This is a genomic window from Tenacibaculum sp. A30 (genome assembly GCF_051200845.1).
GTDB lineage: Bacteria > Bacteroidota > Bacteroidia > Flavobacteriales > Flavobacteriaceae > Polaribacter.
The window spans coordinates 200449-217875 of the sequence record NZ_CP195160.1 but is presented as its reverse complement, the minus strand read 5'-3'; the positions used below and the strand labels follow the sequence as shown (position 1 = coordinate 217875).

The following is a 17427-nucleotide window of genomic DNA, read 5'->3' as shown; positions in this document are numbered from 1 at the left end:
GTTAAATTCTAAATTTCATTCTTTCTCTTTAAATTTTAAAGAGTGCTTTTAGGTTTGTCTTCAAACATTCTAAAAAAGAGCATAGAAGCTATGTTTCGTGCTCTTTCTTTGGCTTCGTGGGCTTTTACTCCATCAAAAAGTTCATCTACGGTTTCAAACCATAATTGTAACCAGCGACCGAAATGTTCTTGGTAGATAGAATAATCGAAATCTCTATCCACTTCTTTGTGTGCTCTCATGGGGTTTCCTTTAAACTTTCGCACAAAAAATAAATTCGTTTCCCAAAAATCGGTGAGTTTTTGCAAATGAGGTTCCCAAGTATCTTCAGGAATGGTTTTCAAAAAGATAGGACCTATAAAATCATCCTTTCTAATTTTATCATTATAAAAGGTTGATACTAATCTATACACATCCTCTCTATTTTCAATATCTCGCTTATCCATTTACAAATCATTGTTAAAATACGTTACAAAAGTATATCTTTAGCCTACCGCAATTTATGACTTAAATCATAATGATTCCAAAAGAACTCTTATTAAAATATAACGCCGAAACCAAAACTTTTCAAAAGGACCAGCTTGTTTTTTCTGAAAAACAGACTGCTTATAACTACTATCAAATAGTAAGTGGCGCTGTAAAAATGAATAATTTTAACGATGATGGCAAAGAGTTTATTCAAGGAATTTTTTATAAAAACCAGAGTTTTGGCGAACCTCCTTTGTTTATTGACGTAAAATATCCTGCCAATGCGGTGGCTATTTCTGATAGTACGATTCTAGCCTTATCTAAAAGTAACCTGTTTAAATTACTACAAGACAACCCTGAAATTCACTTAAAAATTACCCAAAGTTTAGCCAAACGTTTGTACTACAAAGCTATTATTGCTTCCGAAATATCGAGTCAAGAACCCGCGCATAGAGTACTTCGATTTATAGATTATTTAAAAGACGATGTATACAAAGTTAAAGGAAAACACACATTCAAAGTAGCCTATACACGACAACAAATAGCTGATATTTTAGGTTTACGCGTAGAAACGGTTATTCGAGTAATAAAATCCTTAGAAAAAAAGGGAGACGTAAAAATTAGCAAACGAAAGGTATATCGCTAAGACTTGCCTAAAGAGACCTTTTAATAAAGTGTCGATACATCATAAAATTAATAGACTTATGGAATTCCCCAAGATTTTGTACACACCTTGTAGTAAGTTCGCTATGATTGTATAATTAATTAACAAATACCAATAACTCGTTAATAACTTTATTTTAGGTAACGTATTGGTTTTACTATATTTGGTAGCGTATAAAAATTGCTAAAAGTTCCGCTTATCCTACCGTTAAGAGAATATAACAGTAATTTTATTACGTATATAAACTAGTTGTAAACAATGCCCAAACGAGACTCAAAATGAGTAATATAAATAAATGTTTAATTTAAATTAAAAAAGAATGATTAAAAATTCAATGAAAACGATGGCAATATTATTTGCTTCATCAATGTTATTATCTTCTTGCTACTCTTATACAAGTGTTGTAGGAGAAGGAGCAAAAGGAAATTCACAAACGACTAAATGGAATCATTATGTTGTATATGGATTAGCTCCTGTTGGTGTTTCTGATTCTAAACAAATGGCAAATGGTGCGGAAAATTACACAGTTCACACTAGACAATCATTTGTTAACGGATTAGTTTCTGGTTTAACATTTGGACTATATACTCCAACAACCACAACAGTAACGAAATAGTTAATGAATTAAAGAAGAAGGGCAATTTAATAATTGCCTTTCTTTTGAATAAATGAATAATGAAAAAAACAACTTTTTACATTTCAGTAATTATTTCCATAATATTATTAGTTAATATAATCCAAATATTAACAACAGATTTTGAAAGATTGACTGAATATGGATTTGGATATTTAATTGGAAAAATAATTCTTTTCGTAATATTTTTAACATTAGCTCTTTTAACGAAAAAATTTATTATTAAAAAGAAAGAAACTGAATAAAGCACAGTTTACAACACCGTATAAAATTAATTGCTTGGTACGAGCCTACTTACGAAAATCCTCGCGGATTTTCTATTCGGTTTGTATTTGCTAAATTAGGTGCTTAATCAACGCAACTAATCTTATACAATCACGTTGCCATTCATTGGCTGAACGCACTCAAACTGAAAATAAAAAGAAATGAAAAAAACATTAAAAATAATTTCTACATTATCAATTGTATTATTTGGAATTTTATGGATTTCGAGCAAATTTGATTTCTTAACTGAATATAACTCAATAGATTTTAGAAATATTCTTGTACTAATATATTTGTTTACGAGTTTAAAATATTTTCAAATGGAGGTTAAAGATAAAAATGCCGAAATTCAGGAACTGAGATTAAAACTGGAGAAAACAAAAAAAGAAATTTAAAAAAACTGAATACGGAATTTGACAATCTGATGAGTTACTCACTCAAACTGAATTGAATAATATTACGGAATAAAACGCTGACTGAATACACTCAAACGTAGAAAATCGGAAACAGAATTTAGCGGAATAATGACACATTGAAAAAAAACGTTGGGTAACAAAGAACTGAGGTAAAAAACAAGTAAATTTTATACTTTTTTAAACCAAAGTACTTTTATAATTTGCATCATAAGGCAAACCACTTTTTACTATTGCAAAAGCTTGTTTTAGTAGCTTATTACACACCGCTATTAAAGCAAGTTTTTTACTCTTACCCTTAGCTACAATTCGGTCATAAAGTTCTCTACATGTTTTGTTGTATTTACAAGCATTAAAACTACACATAAACAATTAATTTCTAAGCTTTGGATTACCCATTTTACTTATTCGAGGTCTTCCTTTTATACTACTGCCTGACTCTCTAATAACAGGAGTTATACCTGCGTAACTGCACAGCTCCTTTGCCGAAGTAAAGCGCTTAAATCCATCGGTAAAAACTAATAACATTAATGCTGTTTTACCCCCTATTCCTGGAATTGACTTTAATAAAGTCAATTCTTCTTGATAGCTCTTTTTTACATTCTCTAGCAACAAATCTTCTAATTTAACCATCTCTTTTTGTATATTTTTTAGTTGCCTTTTTAAGGAACTAACTACCAATTTTGATGGAGTTCCTAATACTGATTCGCCATGAAGCTTATTCTTTAATTGAGTAGATTGTTTCGTATAAACACTCAACAAACGTACTATTTGTAAACATTCTTGTTGTTCCTTGCTTTCTCCTTTCCATATAGAAGGGGCTTGACTTACACCATAATTATATAGCTGCTTTGCATCACTCTTATCCGTCTTTACTTTTGATAAATTCATTTGAATAAAACGTTTTATCTTCAACGGATTTTCTACAGATACCAAAACTCCTTTTTCTGTTAAAAAATAAGCTAATCGTACATGATAATACCCTGTGGCTTCCATTATACAATGAGTTAAATCACTTGTGATTAACAACAGCTCTTTAAAGCCTGATGAATCATTTTTAAACTGATACCAATTACCTTGATAATCATACACATCTAAAACATCTTTACTTACATCGATTCCTAAAAATTGTTTATTTTTACTCATAAGAAAAAAGGATTGGAAAGAAAAATAACTACTATCAATTCAACAACTTGAAATCGAGATCTTGGTCTCACAGAACTGAACGAATTTAAAGTAGTAAAGCGTAGGGATTATCAATGTTGACGAAATCTAGGTTTCAACGTATATCATAACCTTACTCTACGCTTTTTTCTTTCTGGTTTTTATTACTAAATTTAAACAATTGCTAACTTAAGATGTATAACCGCAATTACGGCGGATTCGACTACGTCCGAATCCACTCGGAATTGCTAACGCCAGTTCTTAACTGAAAATAACGCATATTAACCCGTAACTGACGGTTATACGAACCGTTGTGGTTCATATTGACCCGTCCTGAATAAAGGCTACATAATTTTAAACATTATGTATAAAAACGACAAAGTCATCAGACGGTATTCAGAACCTTTTAAACTGAAAATTTTAGACGAACTTACAACTGGAAAACTAAACAAGTATCAATTAGGTAAGGCATATGGTATTGCACCAACTACCATTAATGAATGGATCAGGAAGTACAACCGTAAAGACCTTATGAACACTAGAATAACAGTGAAAACCAAAGACGAAATAACACGTATAAAAGAACTTCAAAAAGAGATTGAACAACTTAAAAAACTCTTGTTAAAGAAAGATCTGGATGCCATGATTCAAGATTCATACCTGGAAGTTGCTGCAGAAGACCTTGGTTATAAATCGGTTGCCGAACTAAAAAAAAAGTTAAATATAGAGCGGTAAGTAAAACTAAAGACAAAGCTAAAGGATTTGCGTCTTTAACCACTATTTGTAAGCCTTTCGGGATTAAACGTGATGCTTATTACAAGTATAAATACAGAGCTGATAAACGTTTAAAACTTGAACAACAGGTCATTCAAATTGTAAACCAAAAACGTAGATCCTTGCCTAGAGAAGGTGTACGTAAACTCAAAATATCTTTACAAAACGATTTTGATAAAGCTAACCTCAAAGTAGGCAGAGACACGCTTTTCAACATCCTTAGAAAACACAATATGCTTATAACCAGAAAGAAACCTAGCTATAGAACTACCAACTCTTTTCATAGGTTTTATAAACATAAAAACATCATCAAAGATTTACTTGTTAATAGACCTAATCAAGTCTGGGTATCTGATATTACCTATATCAGAACCGTAAAAGGATTTTGTTACTTGGCGCTCATAACCGACATGTATTCAAGGAAAATCATTGGCTATGACCTTAGTGATAGCCTTGAGCTTAGCGGTTGTGTCAGAGCGCTTAAAAAGGCTTTATATCAAGCTAAAAACACTCAGAACCTTATACACCACTCGGACAGAGGAATACAGTATTGTAGCAATCTATACACGCAAATTTTAAAGAGAAAAAATATCAAAATTAGTATGACAGAAGAAAATCATTGCTACGAAAATGCTATTGCTGAACGTGTAAACGGCATCCTAAAAGACGAGTTTTATCTCGACCAAACCTTTAATAGCGTACAACACGCAAAAAAAGCTACAAAAAGTGCTATTAATCTATACAACCAAATTAGATTACATGTATCTTTAGATTATAAAACACCAAATATGGTATACAAATTAACAGCCTAAATCAATTTTAACCTGTAGCCATATTTCAGGACTAGACATATTCAGATACATTCTGCTAAAAATTGCAACTGAATAAATTAAAAATTGAATAGTAATCTTAAATTTATCAAATATGAAAAACAGAAAAATCAGCTTTATTAAATTGGGAATACTCCTTTTTGGAATATCTAACCTAATATGGAATTGTGAAAAAGAAGAGTATTATAATCACCCTACTCTTGAATCTATTAATGTTAATGCTGAAACAGTATCTTTTAAAGAAGCCAAACAATTTTATAAAAACCAACAGAAGATTAACGTACTTGCCAAGACAAGCTCAAATCAAATTAAATTAACTCCCAACTGGAACACAATAAAGCATAATAAAATTTCCTACACTAACGCATTGCTTACAACAGTAAAAACGCACGTTAGCACTAAAAACATTGACAACTCTAAACTCTATTTCTTAAAAGTTAATGGGATTATAAAAAATGTGATTGTAACTACTTGGACATCAAAAAAAGATAATAATGACAATATAATTAATGCAAAAGTATTCTTCAATGATATAACTGGAAAATTTATTGATGGCTATGTTATTGAAGAAGGAAAATTTACCAAAAGAATTCTCTATAAAGCAAAACCTAAAATTAACCAAGCTAGTTTTTTCTTTTTCTTCCAAGAATGTGGAGATGGCTCGATGGATGTGGGTTTAGTAGACCCTGACCAACAAGTAAACGAAAATGGAGAACCTTGTTTTACAACCCCTGAAATAATAATTAATGGTTCTTCTGGAGGAGGTGGTAACCAAAGCTCTTCAACTGGTACACCTTACCCCTATATAGGCTATTTAAGCTACTACGACTATATCAATAATGCAGGAATTCAAGGAAGTGGCCTAGGGGGCGGTGGTAGCGTATCAATCACTCCTGCAGGTATTACAAGTGCAACAGCAGCAATATTAATGAACCCTCCTATTCCCGCTGATGAAGATGGTAATTGCCCTGAAGGATATATCAAGAATCCTACGACTGGAGAATGCAATCCTATCTGTCATGGTGATAAGATTTATAATTCAGTAACTCAAAAATGCGAATGCCCTAACGGACAAATAGAAGACAGCAATGGGAATTGCATTACAGAAAACCCTTGTAACGAAATAAAAGAACATTTAAGTACTTCAAAATCTAACATAAAACCTAAGTTAAACACATTAAAAACCAAAGTAGATTATCCAGGAGAAAAAGGCTATGCCTTCATTAAAAATAGTAATGGTACTTTTTTAAACCGAGAAGTAGCCGTATCTGCACTCAATTTTAATAGCGTTAAAATACCCACAGGTAACGGAATATACGCAGGTGCACATACGCATACTGACGATTTATACAATATGTTTTCTTGGTCTGATGTACATACATTGTACAGTTTATACAATGACGCCAGTAATGATATGAAAAGTAACGCAATGTTATATTTAGTAGCAAGAAAAAACACAACATCTCCAGCTGAAGTCTATGGCATTATTGTTGAAGATTTTAACAAACTAAAAAATCAACTGAATAAGGATATTGTGAATACAGTAAAAAATGATTTGACATTAAAAAATAAATCTTTAGAAGATATTATTAAAGATATAAATAGAAAATTAGGAGATCAATATGATAAATCCAATGACCGTAATAAAACATTTTTAAACAGGTTTAAAAATCATGGCATCAAACTTTTTAAAGGAAACAGCAATCTAAGTAATTTTTCTGAACTAACTATAGATGCCACAACAAACACTGTTAAACAAACACCTTGTTAATACTTAAAACATATTTTTATGAAAAATTTATATATACTAATATTTATTATTTTTACATCATTAAGCTGTAAAGCACAGTCCCCAATTATTGATATAGAGGAAAGACCCTCTATTTGGGATACGCCAACTAAAAACGCATATTATAAAGATATTAATAATTTTTATGATGGTTTTGAAGGTACTTGGATTGGAACAAGAGGTAACAAAACTTTAAAAATTGTGTTAAAAAAGATAAAAAAAACAAAAAATGACATTCCATATTATTATGATGAAATGCATGGGGAATATCAATATATAGAAGATGGGGTTGTAAAGATTAATACTTTAGATAATACAGATTATTTTAAAACTAGTATCTATGGGAGTGATTTATTGAAAAGTAATTATAAACCGCCATGTGCAGATTGTGACCCAAATAAACGAAGATTAAGAATTGGTTTTTTTGATAATGTACATAAAGTAAGCGCAACTCTTTATTTACAACATACTACTGTTAATGGTCAACCTGCCTTAAAAGGTTTAATGTATGGAGATGGAGGTAGTTACGACGCTGCTAATCCACCTGAGCATTTATACATGGTAATTCCTACTGGTTGGTGGACATTTATTAAGGAATAATACAAACCACAACACGGTATATAAAAAATAGCAGTTAAGAGTTAAACCCTGTGTTTGCCTCTTTTCTGCTATCTTTATCACTAAACCTAAAGAAAGGTGTTTATAAATCTGCTACTTTTCATATACCATAACGTTAGCATACATTAATGCTCACTCACATAAATAAAAACTAATCTAAATTAAACTATGAAAAAAAGTTTATTACCAATTCTTACAATTGGACTTATGACCTACGGCTGTAATGCACAAACATCAACCGACTTTAAAACAGAAACCGAAAAATGGAAAAAAGAGCTTCATTTGAACGGAGAAGTTGGACCACCATGTTCTGACAATGCTTATGAATGGTCTGAAAAAAACAAAGGCTATTATTTTGGGATGCAAGAAATTCAATCAATGGAATCGGATTTCAACAAAGACGGTGTAAAAGACGGACTTTTTTATTTCCCTGCTCAAAACTGTGTTGGAGGAAGTGGAATTGGCTCTGATTTCGCAATGTTGGTGTACTCAAATGATGGAGAACTATTGACTAACAAAAATATCACAAAGACAATTGAGCAAAAAATTAAAGGTACTCTTGCTGAAAAAGGACTTTACGGAGTTTACAAAGTGATTATTAACTATAAAGGACTTGGTAAAACGATCATAGGTAAATACAATGCTTGGGGAGAAAAAGACGCTAATTGTTGTCCAAGTTTTGGAGGAACATTTGAATACAATCCAGTGGATTTTTCAATTATTATCGAAAACAAAAAGAATATATAACGTATGCTAACAAAGAACTGAGGTAAAAAACAAGTAAATTTTATACTTTTTTAAACCAAAGTACTTTTATAATTTGCATCATAAGGCAAACCACTTTTTACTATTGCAAAAGCTTGTTTTAGTAGCTTATTACACACCGCTATTAAAGCAAGTTTTTTACTCTTACCCTTAGCTACAATTCGGTCATAAAGTTCTCTACATGTTTTGTTGTATTTACAAGCATTAAAACTACACATAAACAATAAATTTCTAAGCTTTGGATTACCCATTTTACTTATTCGAGGTCTTCCTTTTATACTACTGCCTGACTCTCTAATAACAGGAGTTATACCTGCGTAACTGCACAGCTCCTTTGCCGAAGTAAAGCGCTTAAATCCATCGGTAAAAACTAATAACATTAATGCTGTTTTACCCCCTATTCCTGGAATTGACTTTAATAAAGTCAATTCTTCTTGATAGCTCTTTTTTACATTCTCTAGCAACAAATCTTCTAATTTAACCATCTCTTTTTGTATATTTTTTAGTTGCCTTTTTAAGGAACTAACTACCAATTTTGATGGAGTTCCTAATACTGATTCGCCATGAAGCTTATTCTTTAATTGAGTAGATTGTTTCGTATAAACACTCAACAAACGTACTATTTGTAAACATTCTTGTTGTTCCTTGCTTTCTCCTTTCCATATAGAAGGGGCTTGACTTACGCCATAATTATATAACTGTTTTGCATCACTCTTATCCGTCTTTACTTTTGATAAATTCATCTGAATAAAACGTTTTACCTTCAACGGATTTTCTACAGATACCAAAACTCCTTTTTCTGTTAAAAAATAAGCTAATCGTACATGATAATAACCTGTCGCTTCCATTATACAATGAGTTAAATCACTTGTGATTAACAACAGCTCTTTAAAGCCTGATGTATCATTTTTAAACTGATACCAATTACCTTGATAATCATACACATCTAAAACATCTTTACTTACATCGATTCCTAAAAATTGTTTATTTTTACTCATAAGAAAAAAGGATTGGAAAGAAAAATAACTACTATCAATTCAACAACTTGAAATCGAGATCTTGGTCTCACAGAACTGAACGAATTTAAAGTAGTAAAGCGTAGGGATTATCAATGTTGACGAAATCTAGGTTTCAACGTATATCATAACCTTACTCTACGCTTTTTTCTTTCTGGTTTTTATTACTAAAGTTAAACAATTGCTAACTTAAGATGTATATAAAACATAGCTAATACAGGCTTTCCGAAAGGTTTTTGTGTGTTTGTGAAGACCGCCAAATTTTTAAATTTGGCTTTTAGTAAAATAAAGATAAAAAGAAAAATTTAAAAATTCGGCTCGTGTATAATCCGAAACGAAAGCGTCTTTTTACACGCTACGTTTCATATACGGAGACGTTGTGCAACAGGCAAAAAAAAACCGCAACGAAACAACATTAGACACTAAAAACGAACTAAAATGTGATTTTTTCACTACATTTGCATAAAATACAGACACAATTATGTTAATTAGATTTACAGTTGAGAATTTTTTGTCATTTAAAGACCGAGAAGTGTTTTCTCTTATTCCTGGAAGGGGAACTCTAAAATCACATCATAAATCGAAATCTATAAAAGGAACTTCAGCTCTTAAAACAGCAGTTGTTTATGGTGCAAATGCATCTGGAAAATCCAATTTAATTAAAGCTATCGAGTTTGGAAAAGATTTGATTTTAAAAGGTAATAAGGCAGAGCAACCTATAAAGTTTAGTAGCTTCAAACTAGACAAAAAACTATTACAACAAAACTCTAGAATTGAATACGAGATCCAACATAAGAACAAAAATTATGCTTATGGATTTGTTTTCAATTCTAAGGAAATAATAGAAGAATGGCTTTATGAAATATCTAAAAAATCTGAAAAAGAAATTTTTACAAGAGATAAAAACAGACCAAAGGAATTTGAGCTAGAAGCAATACTTAACAAAAACAAAAAAAACGAAGAAAAACAATTTTTAGAATTTACTGCAAAAGGAACTCAAAAAAACCAACTTTTTTTATCAGAAATTAGAACAAGAAAAGTAAAGGAAAATGTTTCAAATATTGAAGACCTTATAAATGTTATAGATTGGTTTCAAAATGCATTAACAGTTATTTATCCAAATTCTAAAAATGTTGGTAAAAAGTTTGAATTATTAGAAGACACGGATTTAAACAAAGTGTTTACTGAAATGCTTGGATATTTTGACACAGGTATTGATGGAATAGAATTCAAAGAGGTAGATATTGAGAAAATTGATATACCAAGTGAAATTTTAAAAGATATCGAGAATGATTTGTTGGGAGATAAATCTGAAAAAACTAATGCATTTATTTCTAATATACAAGATGACAAATACTATGTTATTTCTGTACTTAAAGACAGAACATTAAGGGCTCAACTTTTGAAAACAAAACATAAAATTTCAGGTGGTGGTTATGAATTGTTTGATTTAAAAGATGAATCAGATGGTACTAGAAGAATAATGGATTTAATTCCACTAATAATTGATTTTTTCAAAGGGGATAACGTCTTCGTAATTGACGAAATGGAAAGAAGCCTGCATCCTAATTTGATATACGACTTATTTGATTTCTTTCTATCTAAGTGCAAAAATGTAAACAGTCAATTTATTGTTGCCAGCCACGAATCAACACTTTTGACTCAAAAATTGCTACGAAAAGATGAAATTTGGTTTGTTGTAAAAGACAAAATGGGAGCAAGTAGATTACATTCATTGGAAGACTATAGTATTAGATTTGATAAAGAAGTTAGACGAGACTATCTTTTAGGAAGATATAAAGGTGTTCCTAAATTTGGGAATAGAGAAAATTTGACTGTTATCCCTCAATTTAATTAAGTATGCCAAGAGAACCTATACCATTAATAAGAGAAGGAGGTTTTTTGGATGCTGAAAAGCTATTCATTCTTTCCTATGAAGGAGAAAAAACTGAAGTAAAATATTTTAACCACTTTAGAAAATCGGACTTTTTTAATGATTCTGGTATCATAGAAATTGTACCGTTAAAAAGAGAGAAAAATACAGGGACAGATCCTTTAAGCGTTAAAAGACTACTTAAAAAAGCTAAATCCAATTATCCATTCAAGAAAACAGATGAGTTTTGGCTTATTATTGACAGAGACCATTGGGAAACTATACATAAAATTAACTTTGATAAATTAGTAGCTGATTGCAATAAAGAGGATAATTTTTTCTTAGCTATGAGTAATCCTTGCTTTGAAATATGGCTAATAATGCATTTAAAGGATATTAACGAGTACAATGAGGAAGAAGTAGATTTACTTTTAGAAAACGCATCAGTAACTAGAAAGAAAAATCATATTGATATTGTTCTTGGAGAACTTCAAGGTATTGGATATAATAAAAATCCAAACCCTGAAACATTTTTACCATTAACCAAAACAGCAATTGAAAGAGCCAAAAATTTGAATAATACAGATGAACCATATCCAAAAAAATTAGGTACAGATGTATACAAATTAATTGAAAAACTACTGAAGGAATAAGCCCGATTGCACAACAACAGCTATAGTTCATTGCTTCGGAATTTCATAACTGAAATTCCTCGCACTTTTGCTATCTTTGGTTCTATAGCGGAAAATCCTCGCGGATTTTCACGCAACGAAACCATAGCCCAACCGTTGGCAATAATATAATGCAGCCACCTTTTATAAAAACTCTTTAAAGTATATAGCTAAAACCTAAATGAATCGATTACAACGAAAATTAAAATATCAAGAACAACATGGGTATAATGATGAATTCTATGGAGAATGGAATTTTGATAATTTTCATCAAAAAGGATGCGTAATTCTTAAAGATTTTGAGCCTTTTAAAATGCTTGAAATTACTAATATTATTTATAATTGGTTTAATAATGAAATGCGTTATCCAACTGAAAAAAAGGACAATGAAGTTTTGATTACCCTTCCAGAAACATTATTCAGTTTACATTCATATATGGAAAAAGAACTAGACAGTCTTAGTAGACTTAAATTCAATTTATTTGAAGGAATTGGATTTAACAAAGATTATATGCTGTCCTTTATTAATGGTATTATTCCATTAGTTTACATTTACAATTGCAAATATCATGAAGTATCATATGTAATGTTTAAAGAAAAAGATGTACGCGAATTTCATAACTTTTTCTTTACTCCTGAAGTATATATTGATAGAAGTAGTAGAGGAATGGACTAAAAATACTATTACCAACAATGGCTCCTATGAAAAGCACTAGTCCAGTTTTTCAAAGTTACTATATTTATTTTTTAACTCTTACATAATAATAATTTTAGGGTGTTGAATTGTTGATAATTCCGAAGGATTATCAACAATTCAACACCTTATAACTTGCTCCGCATCCTATATGTAATCAACTCTCTTGAGTCGTCACCAGCATCTGTATGATTATAAGTTATAATTAACCTAATTACTTACGCGGAATGATTCTGCGCAACGAAATCATAACCAAAACCATTAACACTACGATACGGTTTACTGACATTACGACATAGTTCTTTGTTCCTAAATAAGATTGCTTTTATTTAGTACTAAAATTCCTTCGGTTTATCTCTAAAAAAAGGGAAGTATTTTCTATTTTTGTGCCTTTCAACACAACAACAAAACATGAACTTAACAGAATTGAACGCCATCTCTCCTATTGATGGTAGATACCGTAACAAAGTAGCAAGCTTAGCGAACTATTTTTCAGAAGAAGCTTTAATAAAATATCGTGTAAAGGTAGAAATTGAATATTTCATTGCTTTATGTGAAATTCCATTACCTCAGTTAGCCGATTTCAACAAAGATTTATACGCTGATTTACGTAAAATTTATGAAGAATTTTCTGCAGAAGATGCTTTAAAAATTAAAGAAATTGAAAGCGTTACCAATCACGATGTAAAAGCTGTTGAGTACTTTATCAAAGAAAAGTTTGACGCTTTAAACTTACAAAAGCATAAGGAGTTTATCCATTTCGGATTAACTTCTCAAGATATTAACAACACGGCTATTCCATTGTCTATTAAAGATGCTATGGAAGAAGTGTATTACCCAACCTTAGATACTTTAGTTTGCAAATTAGCTGATTTATCAGAAGAATGGGAAAACGTACCAATGTTAGCAAGAACTCACGGGCAACCAGCCTCTCCTACTCGTTTAGGAAAAGAGTTTTTTGTGTTTGTAGAGCGTATTAACAATCAGGTTATTCATATTCAACATACACCACATGCTGCTAAGTTTGGTGGAGCTACAGGTAATTACAATGCACACAAAGTAGCGTACCCAGATATCGACTGGAAAAACTTCGGAACTCATTTCGTAGAAGAAGTGTTAGGTTTACACCACTCATTCCCTACTACACAGATTGAGCACTACGACCACATGGCAGCTTTATACGACGGATTAAAACGTGTAAATACGATTTTAATTGATTTAGATCGCGATGTTTGGACGTACGTTTCTAACGATTACTTCAAACAAAAGATTAAGAAAGGTGAAGTTGGTTCATCTGCAATGCCACATAAAGTAAATCCTATCGATTTTGAAAACTCTGAAGGAAACTTAGGTATTGCAAACGCTATTTTTGAGCATTTAGCTGCTAAGTTACCTGTTTCAAGATTACAACGTGATTTAACGGATAGTACGGTATTACGTAATGTTGGTGTTCCTTTTGGACATACCTTAATTGGTTTTGCTTCTACGTTAAAAGGATTGAACAAGTTATTATTAAACGAAGCTAAGTTTGCGGAAGATTTAGAAAATAACTGGGCAGTAGTTGCTGAGGCTATTCAAACCATTTTACGTCGCGAGGCTTATCCTAATCCATACGAAGCATTAAAAGGATTAACGCGTACCAACGAAAAAATCAATAAAGATTCTATCGCTAATTTTATTGATACTTTAGAAGTTTCAGAGGCGATTAAAAACGAATTAAAACAAATTACACCATCTAATTACACTGGTATATAATGAGATATTTACTTACTTTTTTAGTTTTATTTTTAGTCATTTCGTGTACTCCTGAAAAAAAAGGAGATCCAACACGTTTTGTTCACGGAACGTTTGAAATTCCTGCTGGTGATAACTACGGAAAAACAACTATTGTAAGAAAAGATAGCTTACAAATTGAAGAATACACTAAAAAAGTAAGTATTTCTACAGATAGTTTGGTTACCGAAAAGGAGATAAAACATATAGATACACTCTACATCAAATGGAAAAATAATTTTGCATACACTTTGCGAATGAAAAGTCCGAAAACCGATTTAGATAAAGATCCTATATTTGTTCAAATTACTAAAGTAACTGATAGTTCGTATACTTTTACTGCAAGAGTTGGGTACTCTAATTTTAAACAAGAAGGAACCGTATATAAAGTAAATTAACTATGGAAATTTTCTTACAAGCTGATACCTGGGTTGCCTTATTAACCTTAACTTTTTTAGAAGTTGTATTGGGTATTGATAACATTATCTTTATTTCTATTGCTTCTAACAAATTGCCAGAAAATCAGCAAAAAAAAGCTACACGAATAGGTCTTCTATTAGCTATGATTTTTAGAATTCTTCTTTTACTAGGAGTTTCTTATTTAATCAGCATGAAAGATCCTATCTGGACTATTGATTTATCTTGGTTGCAAGCAGGCCTTACAGGACAAAGTTTAATTTTATTTGCTGGAGGTATATTTTTACTATACAAAAGTACTAGTGAGATTCACCATAAAGTTGAAGGACGAGATGAAACACATACTTCTAGCACCTCTAAAAAGAGAGCTACTTTACTAAACGTTATTACACAAATAGTGTTAATTGATATTGTTTTCTCTTTTGATTCTGTGTTAACGGCTGTAGGTATGACAAATGGTATACAAGGAGCTTTAACCATAATGATTATCGCTGTAGTTGTTTCAATATTAATCATGTTAATATTTGCTACACCTATTAGTAATTTTGTAAACAAACATCCTACAATTCAAATGTTAGCTTTATCCTTTTTAATTTTAATTGGATTCATGTTAATTACTGAAGGCGCCCACTTATCACACACTGTAGTTTTCGGACAATCAGTGGGGGCAATTCCTAAAGGATATTTATATTTTGCTATTACTTTTTCGCTACTTGTAGAAATGCTAAACATGAAAATGCGAGGCAATTCTAAAAAAGGTTAAGAAAACATTAAGACTTGTGTCGTCCTAAAAAAGCGTTACAGATTTTCTAGGATTAAAAATAGTTAAAACACAGATAAGACAGCTGTCTTATCTGTGTTTTTGTTTTTATAGGTTTTTATTCTGATTTTATTTTGTTTGTGCATTTGTATTGGAGTTAGCATTTGACATGATAAATGTGGTCTTTTTGTATTATAAACAGCAACACTTTGTTTTACTATAGTTTTCATCATTTTAAGACTAATTGCATCCGTATTGATTAAAAATTCTTGTTTTAAAATTCCATTGATTCTCTCAGCTACTGCATTTTGATACGGATCATACGATTCTGTCATACTACATCGAATATCATTCCTATCAAGAATCTTTTGATACTGATTACTGCAATATTGCAATCCTCTGTCAGAATGATGTATCAAGGTCTGTTTCGGATATTTCCTGTTTCTAGTAGCTTGTTTTAATGCTTTTATAGAACTCTCTACAGCTAAAGTATTTGATACATAATATCCAACTATCATCTTAGAGTAAGCATCTGTAATAAGAGATAAATACATTGGATTCCTTCTGTTACCTACATAAGTGATGTCTGCTACCCAAACTTGCTCTGGTCTTTCTATATTTAGCTCTTCTATCAAGTTTTTATGCTTTCTAAAACGATGATGAGAGTTGGTAGTTATATGATAACTTCGCTTAGGCTTTATTAACATATGATTGGCTTTTAAAATAGAAAACAAACGGTCTGTTCCAACACTTAACTTCTGTAATGGTTCTTTTAAAATATGATACAATTTTCTTGTTCCAATACAGGGTTGATCCATCCGAACACGCTGAACTAACTCTGTTACTTGTTTAGCAATAGCTTGTCGTTTTTGTTTTGATCGTATGGCTCGATAATACACTTGCCTGCTTACCCCAAGTAACTCGCAAGTAGATGAGATACTTTCTCTGTAATGTATTTTAAACATATCAATTACTTGGGGTTGGAGTTTTTTCTGATAGGAATATTAAACTCTTTTTCTGCTAAGTCAATCATCATATCAAACAGAATAACTTTTTTATCAGCGCGTTCAGCCAGGTGTTCTGCACGTGCTTTCTGCTTCTCTAAGAGTTTGATCTTTTCTTCTAATTCTAAAATCTTTTGTTCGGGAGTCTTTGACATAGAAAGTGGAGTTTGATTCTGCCAATCAAAGTTACCATATTTTTTTAACCAAGTTCTGATAGTGGCTCCTGATTGAATACCATATTTAGAGAGAGCTTGAGTACGTGTGAGTAAACCTTGCTCAATCTCTTGAACTACTTGAAGTTTGAAAAACAAAGAATAGTCTTTCTGAGTACGTTTTACATAAGTTGTTTTCATTACACTTGAATTTTTGTGTAACGCTATTTCAGGACGGGACAACGATATAAAACAAAAACCGATAGTAAGAAAGCTATCGGTTTTTTTATTTTTTCTATTTTTGCCGCTAGTGATTAAATTGAAAAAACATATTGCTGTACTCAGTATATTCATGTTGTTATTACCTACCGTAATAGCAACAGTTCACTTATTTGAAAATCACGAGCACATTGTATGTACTTCTACTGATGAGCAACACTATCACGCTCAAGAGTTTGATTGTTCTCTGGCTCATTTTCAATTTAACTCATTTACATATCAAACCGTAGAAAACTATACGGTAATTCCACAACATTTTTACAAGTTAGATTACAATACACAACCACAAGTAATCTCATTTGTATTTGCTGATAAAAAATCTTCAAGAGCACCACCTTATTTTACTGTATCTTAAACGTTTGCTATAAGCAACCAACAAAAATTATCGTTAAAACAGTAAAATTCATT

At 31.2% G+C, this 17427-nt stretch carries 20 protein-coding genes and 1 pseudogene; 16 read left to right on the top strand and 5 right to left on the bottom strand.

Annotation, left to right across the window (positions count from 1 at the left end; genetic code table 11):
- Positions 1-35 precede the first annotated feature (35 nt).
- Entirely contained in the window at positions 36-443 is a 408-nt protein-coding gene (locus tag ACR9ES_RS00950; RefSeq protein ID WP_435254741.1) for a group III truncated hemoglobin, read from the bottom strand.
- 71 nt (positions 444-514) lie between these two features.
- On the opposite strand from ACR9ES_RS00950, the gene ACR9ES_RS00945 reads away from it, so the two are divergent.
- The 4 genes from ACR9ES_RS00945 to ACR9ES_RS00930 all read left to right on the top strand — a co-directional run bounded on the left by ACR9ES_RS00945 (position 515) and on the right by ACR9ES_RS00930 (position 2422).
- A complete protein-coding gene (locus ACR9ES_RS00945; RefSeq protein WP_435254740.1) occupies positions 515-1111 on the top strand; it encodes a Crp/Fnr family transcriptional regulator in 597 nt (198 codons plus the stop codon).
- 337 nt (positions 1112-1448) lie between these two features.
- Positions 1449-1745: a Bor family protein gene (locus tag ACR9ES_RS00940; RefSeq protein WP_274635029.1), complete on the top strand. Its 297-nt coding sequence runs from the start codon at positions 1449-1451 to the stop codon at positions 1743-1745.
- A gap of 59 nt (positions 1746-1804) precedes the next feature.
- A complete protein-coding gene (locus tag ACR9ES_RS00935; RefSeq protein ID WP_435254739.1) occupies positions 1805-2008 on the top strand; it encodes a hypothetical protein in 204 nt (67 codons plus the stop codon).
- A 180-nt stretch (positions 2009-2188) separates the two neighbouring features.
- Complete coding sequence (locus tag ACR9ES_RS00930) at positions 2189-2422, top strand: hypothetical protein (RefSeq protein ID WP_435254738.1); 234 nt, start codon at positions 2189-2191, stop codon at positions 2420-2422.
- Between the two features lie 198 nt (positions 2423-2620).
- Here ACR9ES_RS00930 and ACR9ES_RS00925 read toward each other — a convergent pair.
- Positions 2621-3586: pseudogene (locus ACR9ES_RS00925) on the bottom strand (IS110 family transposase).
- Between the two features lie 381 nt (positions 3587-3967).
- On the opposite strand from ACR9ES_RS00925, the gene ACR9ES_RS00920 reads away from it, so the two are divergent.
- The 5 genes from ACR9ES_RS00920 to ACR9ES_RS00900 all read left to right on the top strand — a co-directional run bounded on the left by ACR9ES_RS00920 (position 3968) and on the right by ACR9ES_RS00900 (position 8362).
- Positions 3968-4339 (top strand): transposase, encoded by a 372-nt coding sequence (locus ACR9ES_RS00920; RefSeq protein WP_099570149.1) that lies wholly within the window; start codon positions 3968-3970, stop codon positions 4337-4339.
- Entirely contained in the window at positions 4297-5190 is an 894-nt protein-coding gene (locus ACR9ES_RS00915; protein ID WP_435255614.1) for an IS3 family transposase, read from the top strand. The genes ACR9ES_RS00920 and ACR9ES_RS00915 overlap by 43 nt, the downstream gene beginning before the upstream one ends.
- Before the next feature lie 112 nt (positions 5191-5302).
- The gene (locus ACR9ES_RS00910; protein ID WP_435254737.1) at positions 5303-6979 is read left to right on the top strand and encodes a trypsin inhibitor-like cysteine-rich domain-containing protein; all 1677 of its coding nucleotides are present in this window, start codon (positions 5303-5305) and stop codon (positions 6977-6979) included.
- Positions 6980-6997: 18 nt separating this feature from the next.
- Positions 6998-7597, top strand: a complete 600-nt coding sequence (locus ACR9ES_RS00905; RefSeq protein ID WP_435254736.1) for a DUF6705 family protein — start codon at positions 6998-7000, stop codon at positions 7595-7597.
- Positions 7598-7783: 186 nt separating this feature from the next.
- A complete protein-coding gene (locus ACR9ES_RS00900) occupies positions 7784-8362 on the top strand; it encodes a hypothetical protein (protein WP_435254735.1) in 579 nt (192 codons plus the stop codon).
- 50 nt (positions 8363-8412) lie between these two features.
- Here the strand turns inward: ACR9ES_RS00900 and ACR9ES_RS00895 are convergent, their stop codons facing one another.
- Positions 8413-9378 (bottom strand): IS110 family transposase, encoded by a 966-nt coding sequence (locus tag ACR9ES_RS00895; RefSeq protein WP_435254734.1) that lies wholly within the window; start codon positions 9376-9378, stop codon positions 8413-8415.
- A 499-nt stretch (positions 9379-9877) separates the two neighbouring features.
- Between ACR9ES_RS00895 and ACR9ES_RS00890 the strand changes: the two genes are divergently transcribed.
- From ACR9ES_RS00890 to ACR9ES_RS00865, 6 genes are all read left to right on the top strand, one after another.
- Positions 9878-11254: an AAA family ATPase gene (locus ACR9ES_RS00890; protein ID WP_435254733.1), complete on the top strand. Its 1377-nt coding sequence runs from the start codon at positions 9878-9880 to the stop codon at positions 11252-11254.
- A gap of 2 nt (positions 11255-11256) precedes the next feature.
- The gene (locus ACR9ES_RS00885) at positions 11257-11922 is read left to right on the top strand and encodes an RloB family protein (protein ID WP_435254732.1); all 666 of its coding nucleotides are present in this window, start codon (positions 11257-11259) and stop codon (positions 11920-11922) included.
- 199 nt (positions 11923-12121) lie between these two features.
- Entirely contained in the window at positions 12122-12616 is a 495-nt protein-coding gene (locus ACR9ES_RS00880; protein WP_435254731.1) for a hypothetical protein, read from the top strand.
- A 429-nt stretch (positions 12617-13045) separates the two neighbouring features.
- A complete protein-coding gene (gene purB, locus ACR9ES_RS00875; RefSeq protein ID WP_435254730.1) occupies positions 13046-14389 on the top strand; it encodes an adenylosuccinate lyase in 1344 nt (447 codons plus the stop codon).
- Positions 14389-14805: a hypothetical protein gene (locus ACR9ES_RS00870; protein WP_435254729.1), complete on the top strand. Its 417-nt coding sequence runs from the start codon at positions 14389-14391 to the stop codon at positions 14803-14805. Before purB ends, ACR9ES_RS00870 begins: the two co-directional genes overlap by 1 nt.
- Positions 14806-14807: 2 nt before the next feature.
- A complete protein-coding gene (locus tag ACR9ES_RS00865; RefSeq protein WP_435254728.1) occupies positions 14808-15587 on the top strand; it encodes a TerC family protein in 780 nt (259 codons plus the stop codon).
- Positions 15588-15649: 62 nt separating this feature from the next.
- Here ACR9ES_RS00865 and ACR9ES_RS00860 read toward each other — a convergent pair whose 3' ends face one another.
- Complete coding sequence (locus ACR9ES_RS00860; protein WP_435254727.1) at positions 15650-16549, bottom strand: IS3 family transposase; 900 nt, start codon at positions 16547-16549, stop codon at positions 15650-15652.
- A 5-nt stretch (positions 16550-16554) separates the two neighbouring features.
- On the bottom strand, positions 16555-16941 hold the full coding sequence (locus ACR9ES_RS00855; protein ID WP_435254726.1) for a helix-turn-helix domain-containing protein: 387 nt from the start codon (positions 16939-16941) through the stop codon (positions 16555-16557).
- 118 nt (positions 16942-17059) lie between these two features.
- On the opposite strand from ACR9ES_RS00855, the gene ACR9ES_RS00850 reads away from it, so the two are divergent.
- Positions 17060-17374, top strand: coding sequence for a hypothetical protein (locus ACR9ES_RS00850; protein WP_435254725.1), 315 nt, complete (start codon positions 17060-17062; stop codon positions 17372-17374).
- Positions 17375-17427 lie beyond the last annotated feature (53 nt).